The 16,026-nt window shown below is 48.8% G+C and carries 15 protein-coding genes and 1 riboswitch; of the genes, 5 read left to right on the plus strand and 10 right to left on the minus strand.

Going from position 1 to position 16,026, the window contains the following annotated elements; genetic code table 11:
- Positions 1-76: 76 nt before the first annotated feature.
- Positions 77-1,756 (minus strand): putative transporter, encoded by a 1,680-nt coding sequence (locus HQ50_RS04040; protein ID WP_039428417.1) that lies wholly within the window; start codon positions 1,754-1,756, stop codon positions 77-79.
- 510 nt (positions 1,757-2,266) lie between these two features.
- A riboswitch (cobalamin riboswitch) is annotated at positions 2,267-2,479 on the minus strand.
- 235 nt (positions 2,480-2,714) lie between these two features.
- Here HQ50_RS04040 and HQ50_RS11185 point away from each other — a divergent pair.
- Both HQ50_RS11185 and HQ50_RS12525 read left to right on the plus strand, forming a co-directional pair.
- Entirely contained in the window at positions 2,715-3,014 is a 300-nt protein-coding gene (locus tag HQ50_RS11185) for a hypothetical protein (RefSeq protein WP_018964879.1), read from the plus strand.
- 196 nt (positions 3,015-3,210) lie between these two features.
- Positions 3,211-3,372, plus strand: coding sequence for a DUF1661 domain-containing protein (locus tag HQ50_RS12525; RefSeq protein ID WP_152566861.1), 162 nt, complete (start codon positions 3,211-3,213; stop codon positions 3,370-3,372).
- A 47-nt stretch (positions 3,373-3,419) separates the two neighbouring features.
- On the opposite strand, the gene HQ50_RS04055 is transcribed toward HQ50_RS12525, so the two are convergent.
- The 4 genes from HQ50_RS04055 to HQ50_RS04070 form a co-directional block, all read right to left on the minus strand.
- Positions 3,420-3,899: a PH domain-containing protein gene (locus tag HQ50_RS04055; RefSeq protein WP_039428423.1), complete on the minus strand. Its 480-nt coding sequence runs from the start codon at positions 3,897-3,899 to the stop codon at positions 3,420-3,422.
- A 7-nt stretch (positions 3,900-3,906) separates the two neighbouring features.
- Positions 3,907-4,092 carry a FeoB-associated Cys-rich membrane protein gene (locus HQ50_RS04060; RefSeq protein ID WP_039428425.1) on the minus strand — a complete coding sequence of 62 codons (186 nt, stop codon included), beginning with the start codon at positions 4,090-4,092 and terminating at the stop codon, positions 3,907-3,909.
- Between the two features lie 19 nt (positions 4,093-4,111).
- A complete protein-coding gene (gene feoB, locus HQ50_RS04065; protein WP_039428429.1) occupies positions 4,112-6,649 on the minus strand; it encodes a ferrous iron transport protein B in 2,538 nt (845 codons plus the stop codon).
- 342 nt (positions 6,650-6,991) lie between these two features.
- Complete coding sequence (locus tag HQ50_RS04070) at positions 6,992-7,402, minus strand: DUF4332 domain-containing protein (RefSeq protein ID WP_039421818.1); 411 nt, start codon at positions 7,400-7,402, stop codon at positions 6,992-6,994.
- A 151-nt stretch (positions 7,403-7,553) separates the two neighbouring features.
- On the opposite strand from HQ50_RS04070, the gene HQ50_RS04075 reads away from it, so the two are divergent.
- Positions 7,554-9,275, plus strand: a complete 1,722-nt coding sequence (locus HQ50_RS04075; RefSeq protein WP_039428433.1) for a phospholipase D-like domain-containing protein — start codon at positions 7,554-7,556, stop codon at positions 9,273-9,275.
- Between the two features lie 108 nt (positions 9,276-9,383).
- Here the strand turns inward: HQ50_RS04075 and HQ50_RS04080 are convergent, their stop codons facing one another.
- The 4 genes from HQ50_RS04080 to HQ50_RS11830 form a co-directional block, all read right to left on the minus strand.
- Complete coding sequence (locus HQ50_RS04080) at positions 9,384-10,403, minus strand: branched-chain amino acid aminotransferase (protein ID WP_039421814.1); 1,020 nt, start codon at positions 10,401-10,403, stop codon at positions 9,384-9,386.
- Positions 10,404-10,541: 138 nt separating this feature from the next.
- Entirely contained in the window at positions 10,542-11,615 is a 1,074-nt protein-coding gene (locus HQ50_RS04085; protein ID WP_039428435.1) for a GDP-L-fucose synthase, read from the minus strand.
- On the minus strand, positions 11,608-12,705 hold the full coding sequence (gene gmd, locus HQ50_RS04090) for a GDP-mannose 4,6-dehydratase (protein ID WP_018964871.1): 1,098 nt from the start codon (positions 12,703-12,705) through the stop codon (positions 11,608-11,610). Before gmd ends, HQ50_RS04085 begins: the two co-directional genes overlap by 8 nt.
- A 288-nt stretch (positions 12,706-12,993) precedes the next feature.
- Entirely contained in the window at positions 12,994-13,116 is a 123-nt protein-coding gene (locus tag HQ50_RS11830; protein ID WP_235314701.1) for a DUF1661 domain-containing protein, read from the minus strand.
- On the opposite strand from HQ50_RS11830, the gene HQ50_RS12080 reads away from it, so the two are divergent.
- Positions 13,085-13,177 (plus strand): DUF1661 domain-containing protein, encoded by a 93-nt coding sequence (locus HQ50_RS12080; RefSeq protein ID WP_235314702.1) that lies wholly within the window; start codon positions 13,085-13,087, stop codon positions 13,175-13,177. The genes HQ50_RS11830 and HQ50_RS12080 overlap by 32 nt on opposite strands.
- 257 nt (positions 13,178-13,434) lie before the next feature.
- Complete coding sequence (locus tag HQ50_RS04095) at positions 13,435-13,917, plus strand: ferritin (RefSeq protein ID WP_039417831.1); 483 nt, start codon at positions 13,435-13,437, stop codon at positions 13,915-13,917.
- A 107-nt stretch (positions 13,918-14,024) separates the two neighbouring features.
- Here HQ50_RS04095 and HQ50_RS04100 read toward each other — a convergent pair whose 3' ends face one another.
- Positions 14,025-16,013 carry a glucosamine-6-phosphate deaminase gene (locus HQ50_RS04100; protein ID WP_039423050.1) on the minus strand — a complete coding sequence of 663 codons (1,989 nt, stop codon included), beginning with the start codon at positions 16,011-16,013 and terminating at the stop codon, positions 14,025-14,027.
- Between the last annotated feature and the right edge of the window lie 13 nt (positions 16,014-16,026).

A 16,026-nucleotide genomic window follows, 5' to 3' on the forward strand; every position in this document is an offset into this window, starting at 1 on the left:
GTCGATATGTACAAGCTTTCTACAGCAAATACAGCGGAGACAGGCTCCACAAAAGCGAGTCTTCCGGTTCGCTGGACTAAGAGCAAAAGAATAAGATGAGCAATTGTGCAGTCAGCACCCTCAAGAACATGGTCAGAGGATAGACCGTGGCGTAGCCTACGGCCGGAGCATCGTGGTTAGTCGTGTTGTTGGCGTATGCCAGTGCGGGAGGGTCTGTAGTACTTCCGGCCAACATCCCCATCAGTGTAAGATAATTGATCTTATATCCTTTGCGAGCGATAAATCCGATGATCAGAAGAGGCAGGAGGGTGATTATAAAACCGTATCCGATCCATGTAAAGCCACCTTTGTTTACTATCGTATCGACGAATCCCTCCCCGGCTCCCAATCCTACGCAAGCCAAGAATATGGTGATACCGATTTCTCTTAGCATTAAATTGGCACTGGGTGTCGTATAAGTCACCAGCTTATACCGATAACCGAACCGGCTCAACAGAATAGCCACTACCAATGGGCCACCGGCAAGTCCCAGCTTGACGGGCTGAGGAATACCGGGCAAAACGATCGGAAGCGAACCCAAAAGGATACCGAGACCGATGCCGATGAATATGGACATCAGGTTCGGTTCGTTCAGCCGCTTGACGGAATTGCCGATCAGTTCTTCCACCTTAGGCATCACCAACTCACTGCCCACTACAGTCAGACGATCGCCCACCTGTAGCGGAAGGGAAGCCAATGCTACCATCTCAACTCCGGCACGGTTCACCCGTGTCACATTCATGCCATGTAATTTGCGTAGCTGCAATGAACCGAGGGTCTTTCCATTCAACTCGGACTTCGTGACGATGAATCGGCGGCTCACCAAATGCGACTCGGTAGGTATCCACTGCTTCCTGTCCATCTGTACCTCAGTCCCGATGAAGCTGCTGATCACCGCAGCATTGTGCGGATTGGTAATAACGAAGACCCTGTCGTTTTCATTTAGAACCGTATCCGAATGTGCCAGCGAAATACTGTTGGTGCGCGAATCCATCGTGCGCGAAATCACGTAGTCATGACCTTTGAGCAGTTGGCGTACTTCGGCCAGCGTTTTGGAGAAAACGGCCGGATTTTTCACAACCAGAGAGAGTGCGATAGCTTGATTTTCGTCGCCCTGCTCCAGATTGTCCATCTTTTCCTTTTCTTTTGCCACACTGATCTTGAAAATGGCACGTACGATCAGCATCGATGCGATGATCCCCACCACTCCCAACGGATAGGCTACGGCATATCCGAGTGTAATGGTCGGATCGCCCGTTCCTGTGAGGTCGTGGAATGTTTGTTCGGCAGCTCCCAGACCCGGTGTATTCGTCACGGCTCCGGACAGAACGCCTACCATCGTAGACATGGGGATGCCTGTCACGAAGTGTAGAACCACGGTGGTCAGTACGCCCAGGAAAACTACACCCATGGCAAGCATATTCAGGGTAAGCCCCCCCTTACGAAGAGAGGAGAAAAAGCCCGGGCCTACTTGCATCCCCACCGAGTAAACGAATAGGATCAGTCCAAACTCTTTGAAGAAATGGTGTACATCGGGGTGCAGGTGCATACCGAAATGCCCTAAGACAATCCCTACAAAAAGAACGAAAGTAACACCCAGGGAGATTCCGAAGATCTTTATCTTTCCCAACCAAATCCCTAAGGCAATCGTAATGGATATGAGGAGAATAGAGTGCCCCACTCCTACGCCGAAAAGCAAGTCATTCAGCCATTGCATATTGATCGAAATAGCTTTTAGTTTTAGTTGATTACTGTGTGCTGTTATTTCTATGGGTCGAGATCGGCTCTACATCTTAGTGAGCTAAAGACGATACACCGGAAATTCAGCTAAGTGGTTTTATCATTTTATGCCCTGCCAATAGAGACGATGATTCCCATATTGAAAGCCCTACAAAAGTAACATTTAATTTAAGTCCTGACATGGGGGCAGAATAGATTCGTTCTTCCGAACCCTGATGATCCGCTCCAAGCACACGGCAATAAGTATGATAGGGGAGGGGGAGAAATGATAAGACCCTTAGGTCTGCCTTGTGTGGAGCTCATCCCACCAAGACAAGACCATAAGGGTCCGCTCACAATACACTCCAATTCCTGGCAAAAGAATCGGATCGTTTCCGCTGCGTCGGAAACAGAATTTTCCTCGGGGGATTGAAAGGGAAAGAAACGGATCCTTGTGGCAGTAAAGTCGGATTGACCACAAGAGCATTCTCTCCCGGCTTTTCCTCGAAGCCGCAGACAAAGACTTTGCAGGTCTTCTGGCTCACCCCATACTTCCGACTCCTTCCCATCCGCACAGAACGGACAGTGGATATAAATGCCGGAAGCTTAACAAGGTTTACAGCAGCGGGACTGCTCGGGATTTTCACCCGATTCCCTTTTAATCATTACCGCCGATCCTGTTAGGAAAAGGCAGCTCTGAACAAAGTCCGCACAAAGATAGAAAAAATATCCTTCGAGACAGTAATACGTCAGAAGAAGAGACAGGGCAATCGCATTTGAGCTGTTATCACACTTATAAACCTAACGATTGCTACGTCCGGTTATCAAAACAAGTACGCATTAATGTACTAGAGTCCCAAATTATAGAAGAAAGAGGCCAAGGATACAAGCTTATTCTCCAAGCGAGCTATGACAGAAACAAATCCTCTGTCATTCACCAAGAAACGACACTGCAGGTGCTGGCGGAGACATACGCTCTGAGTGGAAAGTTGCTCAGCCGGCCGTTCAAATGGATGGAACTGTCTCTCAATGGAGAGCTTTCGGCAAGACGGTGGAGGATTTCGGATAGGCCTATCAATCAGACCGACCGGATTTGGGGAGCTCAATTGGCTGTATTCCCGGGCAGTCAAATCGCAATCACGGCAGGGGCGAAATGGAACAAACGCCATATGATACAAGACGCTAAGACACGAGGCGACTTCTATTCCATGTCAATAAAAAAGACAAGCAAGCATTGGGTAGGGAAGGGACACTGAGCTTCATCTACTCGGATCCGGGTGAGTACCGGACTCTTTCGTTGACGGATGATGCAATGGCCACCTATTCGAAGTACAGTCTGAAAGCATACAGCCTTTCTCTTACGTTGCAGTATCGGTTTTAGTGCAAAACCACTTGAAGTAGGTCAAATATTTCGACATAATTGCTGATTTTCTGAGCTCTCCGAATTCTTAGATGTCGCGCGTGTTTTCCGGAGAAACACGCGCCGTAAGTTTCTCTTTTGGGCACGAGATATTTTTCGCTCTGGCGCGGGAATTTTTTGCTTCTCGCGCCAAAACGAAAACGTTTACGCGCCACGTTTTTAGAGGTGATAAGCCACAAATTTTAGGCGCGTAAACTAAAAGCGGATTATGATGAGATGATGTGTTCCCCTTATGTCGGGTTCACGTTGATGACGAGTGGGGGGGGTATGCCTGTCGCAGGTTGATCACCGTTTTCTTGCCGTTGCGATCTGTGAGTAGCGATAAGTCTTTCATGCGCGTTACATACATGCGGTACTTTCCCAGTTTCTTATTCTGAAAATAGCCGGCATAGCCGAATAGACCTCCATTGCCGAATGTACGAATCGAGCTTTTGAGATCGTCTTTGACGATAGGCACTATTTCCACTTCCTTCTTGTCGAAGACTAATTGCCCCCATACTTGCTTGACGATTATTTGCTTCTCTGTCACCTCTGTATAGCGTGGAATAATAGCTATACTCCATCCTACAGCAGGAAGAATAATAACCCACAAGGCAACTGCCAAAGCCCACATGCCGTTGTACCAAGCCGGGACCAGAGCAATGGCTAACACTATAATAACGAGGACAGAGAGAATCCGCTGCCAGATACTGAGGGGATAGTATTGCCGTCCTGTTTCCATGAGAGTTTTATTTGAGGGATGATGGATTGCCTTTTTCCTTCACCGTTTTCGAGGACAAGGCACAATCGGATTTGGACGAGCAGCCGGAGCATCCACCGCCAGAGTCTTTTCGCTTCCAGAGACGTACCAAACGATAAACGATCAGGACGAGGACAAGGATACCCGTTATGGCTGTGAGGATATTCTGTATCATATCTTTGGGCTTATACGGTTTAGAAGAAGAGTATCCCTATCCGGTAGATAAGGAACGATACGACCCATGCCAACGAGCAGGAGTATACAATGGAGAAAGCTGCCCACTTCCAATGTCCGCTTTCACGTCCGATAGCGACCACGGTAGCGATGCATGGAAAATAAATCAGCACGAAAGCCATCAGTGCCAAAGCAATGATAGGGGAGAATGTATGGTTGCCTTCTGCGTCGCGATCCTCTCGGATACGTTCGCCCAGTCGCCGGGCAGCTTCGTCGCTATCGTCACTGTCGCCCGTATAGATGACACCGAGGGTACTCACTACGACCTCTTTGGCTGCCATACCAGTTAGCAAGCTTACACTCATTTTCCAATCGAAACCGATCGGTGCCAATACGGGTTGAACGGCTTTGCCGAATCGTCCGATGTAGGATTGTTCTTGCTGTTCGATATGCGCTTTGCGATTCAGCTCTTCTATCTGAGATGTCTTCTCCTCTTCGTCCAGCAGCGGATTACCTTCTATCTGTTCGATTTGGGAGATCAGTACTGCCTCTTCGGAGTAGCGAGGGTAATAGCTGAGGAACCAAATGACGATCGAAGCAAGCAGGATGATGCTACCCATTTTGCGCAGGTATTGTGCTGCCTTATTCCACATATGTACGATTACGGAGCGAGAGGTCGGCATACGATAGGGGGGGAGTTCCATGACGAAAGGAACATCTTCCACCTTGAAAAGTGTTTTTTTGAAAAGACGTGCCAATAATACAGCCAACAGAATACCCAGAAAATACAATCCGAAAAGCACCAAGCCGGCCGAATCGGGGAAGAATGCACCGGCCAAAAGCAAATAGACCGGCAGACGGGCACTACAGCTCATTAGAGGTGTTACGAGCATGGTGATCATGCGACTTTGTTTGCTTTCGATCGTGCGAGTGGCTATAATGGCAGGAACGTTACAGCCGAACCCCATGATGAGGGGAATGAACGATTTGCCATGCAGTCCCATTCGGTGCATGATCTTGTCCATGATGAAGGCTGCACGTGCCATATAGCCGCTGTCTTCCATCAGCGAAATGAAGAAATAGAGGATGAGGATGTTCGGCAGGAAGACGATCACACCGCCTACGCCTCCTATCACTCCGTCCACGATCAGATCCTTGAACGAACCATCGGGCATGAAGGTATTTACCATGCTGCCTATCCAACCTACACCTGCTTCGATCCAGTCCATCGGATACTGGCCGAGAACGAACGTAGCCTCGAACATGATAAACATGAATAGGAGGAAGAGAGGGAAACCCAAGACGCGATGGGTGACGATATGATCGATCTTATCGGTCAGGGTCTTGAGCTGTTTGTAGCTGCTTCGGTAAGTTTCTTTGAGGGCTCCGGCGATGAATCCGTATCGCTGATCCGTGATAACGCTTTCGGCATCGCTCGCCACTGTCAGATGTTCGTCGATCTCTCGTAGGGCGAAGTCTCGGGCCGAAAGGATGAAAAGACCTTTGGGCTGTTCGCCTACGAAGCGATTCATCTCCTTATCGCCTTCCAGCAGTTTGACAGCTATATAGCGTGCTGGAAGGGAGTAGGGTAGAGAGAGCTGATTTTTTATTTTCTCTGTCAGAGCTTCTACGGCCGGTTCTATGATGCTGCCATAGTTGATACGAATGGGACGTATGATTTTGTTTCGTCCTTCATGAATGGAGATAAGCGTATCGAAAAGCTCCGGCAGGCCTTGTCCCGTACGCCCCACCGTCGGAACCATGGGGATACCGAGCATAGCGGATAGGGCAGGATAGTCGAAGGTGTCGCCTTTCTTCTCGAACTCATCGAACATATTCAGTGCGATGACAACAGGCAAACCCATTTCTTTGAGCTGGAGGGTCAGGTAAAGATTGCGCTCCAGATTACAGGTATCTACTACATTCAGCACCAGATCGGGACGGGTTTCCTCGCTTAGATACTGGCGGATATACAGTTCTTCAGGACTGTATGGAGAAAGAGAGTAGGTGCCGGGCAGGTCGATAATCTCTATCTTGTAGTCCTTGTGCCGGAAGAGACCTTCTTTCGCTTCTACCGTCACGCCGCTATAGTTCCCTACATGTTCATGGGCACCGCTGGCGCGGTTGAATATGGAGGTCTTACCGCAGTTGGGATTTCCTATCAGGGCAACGCGTATTACATGTCCGTTCGGCTTGACTCCGGTTTCGATCGTCGAACCATCTATGTCCGATTGAAGGCTCTCTGTAGTATTTGCTGAAACCAATCCGTTAGAAACGGACATAGCAAACTGCTCTCCTCCATCGTTTCCCGATGATGAAGAAGTAGCATTAGAGGATATAAGCTCCACTTCTATCTTGGCTGCATCCTCTCTCCGTAGAGAGACACTGTAGTCCATGATACGGTAGTAGATCGGATCGCGCAATGGGGCACAGTGAACAACGGTAATCGTCTTGCCATGCACGAATCCCATTTCCAAAATCCGTTTGCGGAATACGCCTCGACCTTCTACGCGTACAATTACTGCTTGATCACCCGTATGTAATTCTGATAATCTCATGATAACGCAAAAATAGTAACTAAACCAATCAATAAAGGAGAAATACAGCTTATAAAAATACTTCGCTTTTCGGTGCTTTCCACCGTTTTATGTCCTGGTAGTTTTAGTTGCGAATTTTTATTGCGGAATAAAGCGCTTCCCTTAATGAAGGAAAGCGCCCTTTAACCTTTGGAAATACTAAAAAATAATGCAAGAAGAGAATATAGTCGGATCGGGGTAGGTGCCCTCTGCCCACCTATATTTTCTTTTCGAATGTGAAACAGGGATAAGGAGATTCTTAGTCTCAAACTCAGAGATTCGAGCTGCTTCTAATGCCTGCTGATACGCTACGCAACAGCGATCTTAGTACTCAAGCATTCGAGGCAGTGCCTTTGCCTGACTGATCCAGTCCTCTACCATTTTGAGTACGGGCAGGCGACGCACCAGTTTTTTGCTTTCGTTCACCTCTGCCATCTTCTGTGTCAGATTTTCTGCTTTCCGGGTGGCAAGCTCCTTCACAGTGTCTACTCCGGCTGCTTCAAGGAGTTCAGCGTATTCACTTCCTACTCCTTTGATGCGAAAAAGGTCTACCATATTGGCAAACTTGAGGATTTTGGCTTCATCGATACCGCTTTTCTCGGCCAGAGCTTTCCGGTTTGCTTTTGTTTTGCACGCTTGCAGGAGTTGGTCTGTCATGTTGATTCCTGCATCATTCAGTTTACCGGCCATAACGGGACCGATACCTTCTACTTCGATTACTTTGTAGTTTGCCATAGATAAAAGCTTTTTATTAATACTGCATTATACTAACACTCTCTGATTGATCGATTGATTCAATCTTGTTTTGTAAAGATAACAAAGACATTAGAATATTAGTTTTCAAAACAATCTTTTGTTATATTTGATCGATTAACAAATTATAGTCATGAAGCGGGATTTGGACGATTTTATTTTGACCGGGAAAAACGAAAAGGCTGTATTTTCCTTGAAAGTCTATAGAGGAGACGGCATGGTTCTTTTGGCTATGAATTGGAAAAAGGGGCGTCCTCCTCGGGATTTTGTCGGTTTTTCCATAGAGTACAAGGAGCCGGATGGCGATCGCTACTATGCTTTGAAGAACAGGCTTTCTTTCCTCAATCAGGATGGAACCGTGTGTAAAGCGGCTAAGTCTTCCCTTTTGTCTCCTTTCCAAATGTTTCGCTGGGTACACTTCCCTCGCAATGCAGATAAAAACGGAGCTTTCGTCTATGTGGTAAAACCCGTTTTTATGAACTATTATGATGAATTGAGTTATGGAGAGGAGCAGCGAGTGGAGGTAGTATTGCATCGTGAGACCTATCCGGACTGCCTCGATGTGGCATTCACTCGCGGATTCATTTCATCTCAGGCTTTTGTAGATCGGTTTTCGGATGGAGGTGGTGTGGCTGCATTGCTGCCGAAAGATTCCAAGTCGGGTATCGACTTTGTGCCTACTCATCCGAAGGCTTCTGCTGCACTCTCTTGGATGGGTTTCGAGGCTGTAGAGGCTCTGCTCCGTCTCTTGGACGACGCGATAGCTGATCAAACGGCCGAAGTAAGGGTGGTAGCATTCGATCTCAATCTTCCCGCGATTGTGGAGCGGTTTGTACAATTAGGCGAAAGGCTGTCCATTATCATTGACGATAGTGCAGAACACAAAGAACATGATTCGGCTGAAAGCATCGCCTTTGAAAAGCTGCTTTCCTCGACCATGGGTAAGGCAAAGCGACAGCACATGGGGCAATTGCAGCACAATAAAACAATCGTAGTGAACGGCTCTAAGGTAAAAGCTGCAGTCTGTGGATCTACTAATTTCACTTGGCGAGGCCTGTACGTGCAGTCCAATAATGTCGTTGTCGTTCGAGGAGAGGAGGCTATAAAGCCGTTTTGGGATGCTTTTGATCATTATTGGAATTGTTCGGTACCCAAATTCGGCAAGACAAGCTCTGCTCTCTGGAATAATCTCAATCTTCCGAAGATAGATGCTCAGGTATCTTTTTCTCCACACTCCAAAGACAATGCTTTGTTGGATACTATTGCTGCTGATGTAGCCGGTACGGAGTCGAGCCTCTTTTATTCACTCGCTTTCCTGTCGCAAACCACCGGTTCGCTGAAAGAAGAAATAGTACGTGTGCTGGAGAAGGACGATGTGTTCGTCTATGGTATCTCGGATAAAAGAATGGGAGGGCTCAATTTGCAAAAGCCCAACGGCAATCTTATGCCTGTGTATCCGCAGGCCATCAATAAAAACATGCCGGAGCCATTCAAGTCAGAGCCGACCGGAGGAGGTGGCACGCGTATGCATCATAAGTTTATAGTGATTGACTTTGATAAGCCTACTGCCCGTGTTTATCTGGGGTCATACAATTTTTCTACGACTGCAGATCGCAAGAACGGTGAGAATCTCCTGTTTGTCAAGGATCGAAAAGTAGCTATATCCTATATGATCGAGGCTTTGCGAATCTTTGATCATTATCACTTCAGGGTCAATCTGGCACAGGCCGAAGAGTGTAATATACGATTGTTCCTGACGAAACCTCCCCGCAAGCAAGATGAGAAAGCATGGTGGGAAAAGTTCTACACCGATCCCAAGAAAATCAAGGATCGTGAAATGTTTGGCAAAGAGTGAAGCCCGTATAGCTTCATAAGTTGTCCGCTTTTTGAACATCCATAATAGAGAAAGGCATCGCAACCGAGTTGCGATGCCTTTCTTTCTAAGCGAATAGATTAGGGGATATTAGTCGAGGATTGTTACCCAACCATGAGTGTCGGGCTTGTCACCGTACTGGATGGCACGAAGTTCGTGATAGAGCTTTTCGCACCACGGACCCGGTTTGCCGTCCTTGCTGATGACGTACTGTTTGTTGTTCTCCAAGTCGTCGATCTCGGAGATAGGACTGATCACGGCTGCCGTACCACAAGCACCTGCTTCTTCGAAAGTAGCAAGCTCTTCTTCTGCTACCGGACGACGCTCTACCTTCAGACCCAGATCCTGAGCCACCTGCATCAGACTCTTATTTGTGATAGAGGGCAGGATAGAGCTGGATTCGGGAGTGATATAAGTATTGTTCTTGATGGCGAAGAAGTTGGCCGGACCGGCTTCGTCTATGTACCTCTTTTCTTTGGCATCCAAGAAGATAGCTGCAGAGTAGCCCATTTCGTGAGCTTTCACCGTGGGGATCATACCTGCTGCATAGTTACCGCCTACTTTGATCGTACCCGTACCCAGAGGAGCTGCACGGTCATACTCGCGGAAGATGGCCATCTTGGTCGGTTTGAATCCTTCTTTGAAATACGGCCCTACGGGCGTTACAAAGACGATGAAGAGATACTCGGGAGCCGGCTTCACACCCACTTGTGCACCCAGTCCGATAACAAGCGGACGGATGTAAAGAGAAGCTCCGCTTTCGTAGGGAGGAACGAAACGCTCGTTCATCTTTACGGCCTTGATTACAGCTGCTTCGAAGATTTCCTGCGGCAACTCGGCCATTACCACACCTTGGCATGATCTGTTCATGCGCTTGGCATTCTCGTCCATGCGGAAGAGGCGGATCTTGCCGTCTTTGCCACGGAAAGCCTTCATCCCTTCGAATGCTTCCTGCCCATAGTGGAGGCATGTGGCAGCCATGTGCATCGTAATCGTTTCCTCTGAGGATACTTCAAGCTCTCCCCATTTGCCATTGCGATAGTAACAACGCACGTTGTAGTCGGTCTTCATATAACCGAATGAGAGCGATGACCAATCGATATTTTCCATAATCCTAATTAGAATAAGATTGTTTATGATTAAGATGATAATTGCAAATGTCTTTCATTCAGCAACTCTGCAAAGGTAGCAAATAATCAGTCTGTTATTTGGTTTTGGTTCGATAAATGAAAGCAGGTATGCGAATGTCTACTTCGGACGATACCAATCCACTAACATTCGCACTCCTGTGGTTATGTCGATTCGGTGCTTCCAGCCTAAGGCATGGAGTTTGCTTACATCCGTTAGTTTGCGCATCGTGCCGTCCGGTTTGGAGGAGTCGAACTCGATAAGGCCTTCGTAACCGATGGTCTTTGCTATCAGCGAAGCCAAATCGCGAATGGAGATTTCCTCCCCAGTGCCGATGTTGATATGGCAGTTGCGGATCTCTTGGGTCCCGTGGGAGTACATATCGGAGAAGTCGCGGTGCTCCATGAGGAATACGCAGGCATCGGCCATCTCCTCGCTCCATAGAAATTCGCGCATCGGACGACCTGTTCCCCATAGGCTTACCCTTTCAGCTGTGATGCCGTACCGCTTGAGCAAGGAGAGAATATCATCGAAAGAAGAAGACCCGTCGATGCCTTCGACGCGACGTGCAGATAAATCTGCTCTAACTGCTTCCTCATCGTGGCGAAGCAGGCAATCGGCCAAATAAATCTTCCTGATCATGGCCGGAAGCACATGGCTTCGCTCCAAATCGAAATTGTCGTTGGGTCCGTACAGGTTGGTCGGCATCACAGCTATATAATTGGTACCGTATTGGAGGTTGAAGCTCTCGCACATCTTCAGTCCTGCGATTTTGGCTATGGCATACGGCTCGTTGGTGTATTCCAGCGGAGCTGTCAGCAGTTCTTCCTCACGCATCGGCTGATGGGCATCGCGCGGATAGATACAGGTACTGCCGAGAAACATCAGCTTGCTGACACGGTGCCTGTAGCTTTCTCCGATGATATTCTGCTGGATACCCAGATTGCGATAGATGAAGTCGGCACGGAAACGATTGTTCGCCATGATGCCTCCCACATAGGCAGCTGCGAGAAATACGTATTGAGGCTCTTCCTTGTCGAAAAACTCTCTGACGGCTACGGCATCGAGCAAGTCCAGCTCCTGATGAGTTCGCCCGACAAGGTTGGTATAACCCTTCCGGCGGAGATCGTTCCAAATGGCTGATCCGACCAAACCGCGATGACCGGCCACATAGATTTTGGCATCTTTATTCATCGTAGGAATTGTCTATTTCGGCTCTTATATGCAGCTTTTGGACAAATCTCATGTCTGCTTCGACCATGATTCGTACCAGCTCTTCGAAAGAGGTCTTTGTCGGATTCCATCCCAGTAGCGTCTTGGCTTTGGTAGGGTCGCCCAATAGCTGATCCACTTCGCAGGGACGGAAGTATTTCCGATCCACCTCTACCAAAACCCGTCCCGTGGCGGTGTCTATGCCTTGCTCTTCCACTCCGCAGCCTTTCCACTCCAGTGCTATGCCGACTTCACGAAATGCCAGAGTAGCGAACTCGCGTACACTGTGCATCTCCCCTGTGGCGATGACGAAGTCTTCCGGCATATCGTGCTGTAGCATCAGCCACATACACTCCACGTAGTCGCGAGCATAGCCCCAGTCGCGACGGGCATCCAGATTGCCGAGGTAGAGCTTGTCCTGAAATCCTTGCTTGATGCGAGCAGCGGCCAGCGTGATCTTTCTGGTGACGAAGGTTTCGCCGCGGCGTTCGCTCTCATGGTTGAAGAGAATGCCATTGACAGCAAACATGCCGTAGCTCTCGCGATAGTTCTTCGTGATCCAGAAAGCATACTGCTTGGCCACTCCGTACGGCGATCGGGGATAAAACGGAGTGCTCTCTCGTTGGGGCACTTCCTGCACCTTGCCGAACAGCTCGGATGTAGAGGCCTGGTAGATCCGTGTTTCTTTTTCCAATCCGAGTATTCGCACCGCTTCCAAGAGGCGAAGCGTGCCCACGGCATCGGCCTCTGCCGTGTACTCCGGAACGTCGAACGAGACCTTGACGTGGCTTTGAGCGGCCAGATTGTATATTTCCGAGGGGCGAGTGGTCTGAATGATGCGTACCAAAGAGGAGCTGTCCGTCATGTCCCCATAGTGCAGATTGATCAGCCGCTCGCGCTTCATATCCCGTACCCATTCGTCCAGATAGAGATGTTCGATTCGTCCCGTATTGAACGAAGACGAACGGCGCAGGATACCATGCACTTCGTACCCCTTTTCTATCAGAAACTCGGCGAGGAAAGAGCCGTCCTGCCCTGTGATTCCCGTGATTAATGCGACTTTCTTTTTCATAATCGGAAAGGCCGGATTCCTAATCTTGACCGGCTCAAGCAAATAACATGATTTCCTGCAAAAGTACTCATTCCTCCCACGATAATGTAGGATAGTTTGTTTTTCCTCTGAATATTTGACAATGGAGGATTTGCCCTTGCTGCGAACTAAGTATCAGGTAGGGCATCCTCCAGAAGCGATCAACCCATTGGAATAGGGAGATATATTGACGTGAAATTTGAAATTCGGGAGTGAGAGACGATAAGGCTTGTAGACTGATACTACTGAATTGATCCCGAGGCTTGACGTTTATAACTTACTGCCTTCATATTTTACGAGCGAGAAATGTTCGGATTGTCGTTCGTGTTTCCTGAAAAAATGGCGTGAGATCTTTTTCGTTTTGGCGCGTAAATTTTTTACTTCTCGCGCCAAAACAAAAAACTTCTCGCGCCACATTTTATCGGATAGCAAACTCGAAAATTCCGGCACGTAAATCGACCGAACGATAATATGGCTCTGCTCTTCTAAGGTGGTTGGTGGTTGGATGGAGCAGATCGTAATAGCCGTCCGGTTATTGATCCTTCGTGGCATAGATAAGTTCTCGTCTTATGTCAGACTCATGCTCCAAATTAAGGTGTGGCAAGACTGCTTTGGCGGTGAACAAAAGGAGGTGTTATTCGGTTAATGGATATAGAAGTAAATAATCATCGGGTTTCGCTGTGTAGGCCCGAATAATAAATTTACAGAACAATGAAAATAAGCGAAAACGTAACAAAAGCGATCAATGACCAAATCAAGGCCGAAATGTGGTCTTCAAACCTCTATCTGTCCATGTCCGTGCATTTTGCGCAGATAGGGTACAACGGCTTTGCCCATTGGCTCAAAAAGCAGAGCCTCGAGGAAATGGAGCACGCCTACGATATGATGGACTACCTCCTGAAGCGTGGCGGTGAGGTGAAGATAGAAGCTATCGATGCCGTGCCCCAGAAGTTCGGCTCTGTATTGGAGGTATTCCAACAGGTGTACGAACACGAATGCAAAGTGACCGAAATGATCGAAGGTGTCGTAAGGGCTGCCTCCGAAGCCAGAGATATGGCATCGCAGGACTTCTTCTGGAAGTATATCCGCGAGCAGGTAGAAGAGGAAGCCACTGCTGCCGAAATCGTCGATACGATCCGTCTCTCTCAGGAGCAGAATCTGATCTTCATCGATCATCAGCTCGCTCAGAGATAAACCCCACCTGCCGTTGGCAAAGGTCGGTACCAAAACAGAGAGGCTTCCTTCTCCGTCCCGAATGGACAAATGAAGGAAGCCTCTCTTATTGTATTTATACCGCTTCTCTATTCGACAGGCTTATACTGTACGAATGCCTCTATGGCTTCATAGGAGGCCAAGCCGAGCTTTTCGTACAGGGTGGCCGTTTGTCTGTTCCGATCCTCTGCCCTCTGCCAGAAGAGCCTTTCGTCATCGCCAAGGAAGGGTGCGGACTCCATTTGGGACTGATGCTTGAGGATGCTGTTTCGTTTGAAGCGGAGTTCGTCCGGACTCATCGGGACAGCCATCTCTATGTAGTCCATTTCCCACTCTGCCCAAGCTCCGCGATACATCCATACGCGACAATCTTCCTTGAACCAAGGCTCCTCTTTCAGCTCGTCTATAGCTGCTAAAACGGCGTTCAGACAAACGCGATGCGTGCCGTGCGGATCGGCCAAATCCCCTGCTACGAATATCTGGTGTGGCTGTATCTCTTCCAGTAGAGCCATGATGATACGCACGTCTTCCTCTCCCAAAGGATTTTTCCTGATCAATCCCGTCTCATAGAAAGGCAGATCGAGGAAATGAACATGATCTTCCCGCAATCCCAAGTATCTGCATGCCGTTCGGGCTTCTTCGCGTCGGATGGTTCCTTTCATAAACCTGATATCCTCCTGCTCGGGATCCCCTTCTATCTTTTTGTGCATGAGATAGTGCCGCACTTCTTCTGCTTTGGCCAGAATGGGGCTGCTCTCTTGCCCGTACCGGCGGCATACATTTCTGAGGTACGACACGTATCGAATCACTTCTTCATCCCCTACGGCTATGTTGCCGGAGGTCTGGTAGGCTACATGTACATCGTGTCCCTGATTGACCAGTTTGTGGAATGTTCCACCCATCGAAATGACGTCATCATCGGGGTGTGGACTGAAGATAACCACCCTCTTGGGATAGGGTAGTGCTCTCTCCGGCCTGCTGCTGTCATCGGCATTGGGCTTTCCGCCCGGCCAGCCGGTGATGGTGTGCTGGATGTCGTTGAAGAGCTTGATGTTTACCTCGTAGGCCGAGCCGTATTTGGCCAGCAATTCACCCAGTCCGTTCTCCGTATAGTCCTTGTTCGTCAGCTTCAGGATGGGCTTGCCGGTCAGTCCGCACAGCCATACTACTGCCCTGCGTATGAGCTGTTTGTTCCAGATACAGCTCGTCACCAGCCAAGGACGATTGATCCTCGTGAGACAAGACGATGCCGACAGATCCAGCACGATGGAAGCATTGCGATGTAGTTGCAAGGACGAAGCCGGAGAGGCCTCGCAAATCTTTCCTTCGATAGCTTGGGCTATTACTTCCGCTTTGCTCTCTCCCCATGCCAGCAGGGTCACCTTGTGAGCTTTCTGGATGGTAGCCAGTCCCATACTGATAGCCGATGGGGGGATGGTGTCGTGGGAGCTGAATATGGTCAGAGCATCGTTGTGCTCCGTATGGCCGAGTACGACAAGGCGCGTGTATGTGTTGGGATGCGTCCCCGGGCTGTTGAAGGCGATACTGCCGGCCGATCCGATGCCGAGGAGCATGTGTCTGATGCCACCCAAGCTGTCTATTTTGGATTCGTAATCCTGACAGGCTTGCAGTAGGTTTTCTTCCGAAGCATATACATCGGGTGCCATAATGTTCTCCGGCAGGATGTCGATATGGTCGAGAAAGTCCTTGCGCAACTTGGCCAGACAGCCCAAGTTCTCGCTCACCGGCGGATAGTATTCGAATACGGTGAAGGCAATCACGTTGCGGAAGCTGAGTCCTTCGTCGCGGTGTTTTTGTATCAGTTTGTCATACACGATGACCGGCGAATTGCCTCCGGACAGAGCCAGTGTGTAGTATTTGTGTTGTGCCTGCGACTCCCGTATATCTTTGGCTATTTCGTTGGCAATGACTTCTGCTGCTTCGTCGTTGGTGCGGTATATATTGGTCGGTATATTCTCGAACCGACGTAGCAGGGTCTCTTCGTAAGTATTCTGCGGACGGTAGTATCGCTCCGGTATTTCGGATAGAGAAATCATGGAGCTTAGGTTCAATCTCATGTTCTTATCGTTT

Origin of the sequence: Porphyromonas sp. COT-052 OH4946 (assembly GCF_000765965.1) — a bacterium.
Classification (GTDB): Bacteria; Bacteroidota; Bacteroidia; order Bacteroidales; family Porphyromonadaceae; genus Porphyromonas; species Porphyromonas gulae.

Coding starts and splice junctions, on each gene's coding strand:
- HQ50_RS04040 (WP_039428417.1), bottom strand. CDS start 1,756: ATGCAATGGCTGAATGACTTGCTTTTCGGCGTAGGAGTGGGGCACTCT.
- HQ50_RS12525 (WP_152566861.1), top strand. CDS start 3,211: ATGTCGCGCGTGTTTTCCGGAGAAACACGCGCCGTAAGTTTCTCTTTT.
- HQ50_RS04055 (WP_039428423.1), bottom strand. CDS start 3,899: ATGGAAACAGGACGGCAATACTATCCCCTCAGTATCTGGCAGCGGATT.
- HQ50_RS04060 (WP_039428425.1), bottom strand. CDS start 4,092: ATGATACAGAATATCCTCACAGCCATAACGGGTATCCTTGTCCTCGTC.
- feoB (WP_039428429.1), bottom strand. CDS start 6,649: ATGAGATTATCAGAATTACATACGGGTGATCAAGCAGTAATTGTACGC.
- HQ50_RS04070 (WP_039421818.1), bottom strand. CDS start 7,402: ATGGCAAACTACAAAGTAATCGAAGTAGAAGGTATCGGTCCCGTTATG.
- HQ50_RS04075 (WP_039428433.1), top strand. CDS start 7,554: ATGAAGCGGGATTTGGACGATTTTATTTTGACCGGGAAAAACGAAAAG.
- HQ50_RS04080 (WP_039421814.1), bottom strand. CDS start 10,403: ATGGAAAATATCGATTGGTCATCGCTCTCATTCGGTTATATGAAGACC.
- HQ50_RS04085 (WP_039428435.1), bottom strand. CDS start 11,615: ATGAATAAAGATGCCAAAATCTATGTGGCCGGTCATCGCGGTTTGGTC.
- gmd (WP_018964871.1), bottom strand. CDS start 12,705: ATGAAAAAGAAAGTCGCATTAATCACGGGAATCACAGGGCAGGACGGC.
- HQ50_RS04095 (WP_039417831.1), top strand. CDS start 13,435: ATGAAAATAAGCGAAAACGTAACAAAAGCGATCAATGACCAAATCAAG.
- HQ50_RS04100 (WP_039423050.1), bottom strand. CDS start 16,013: ATGAGATTGAACCTAAGCTCCATGATTTCTCTATCCGAAATACCGGAG.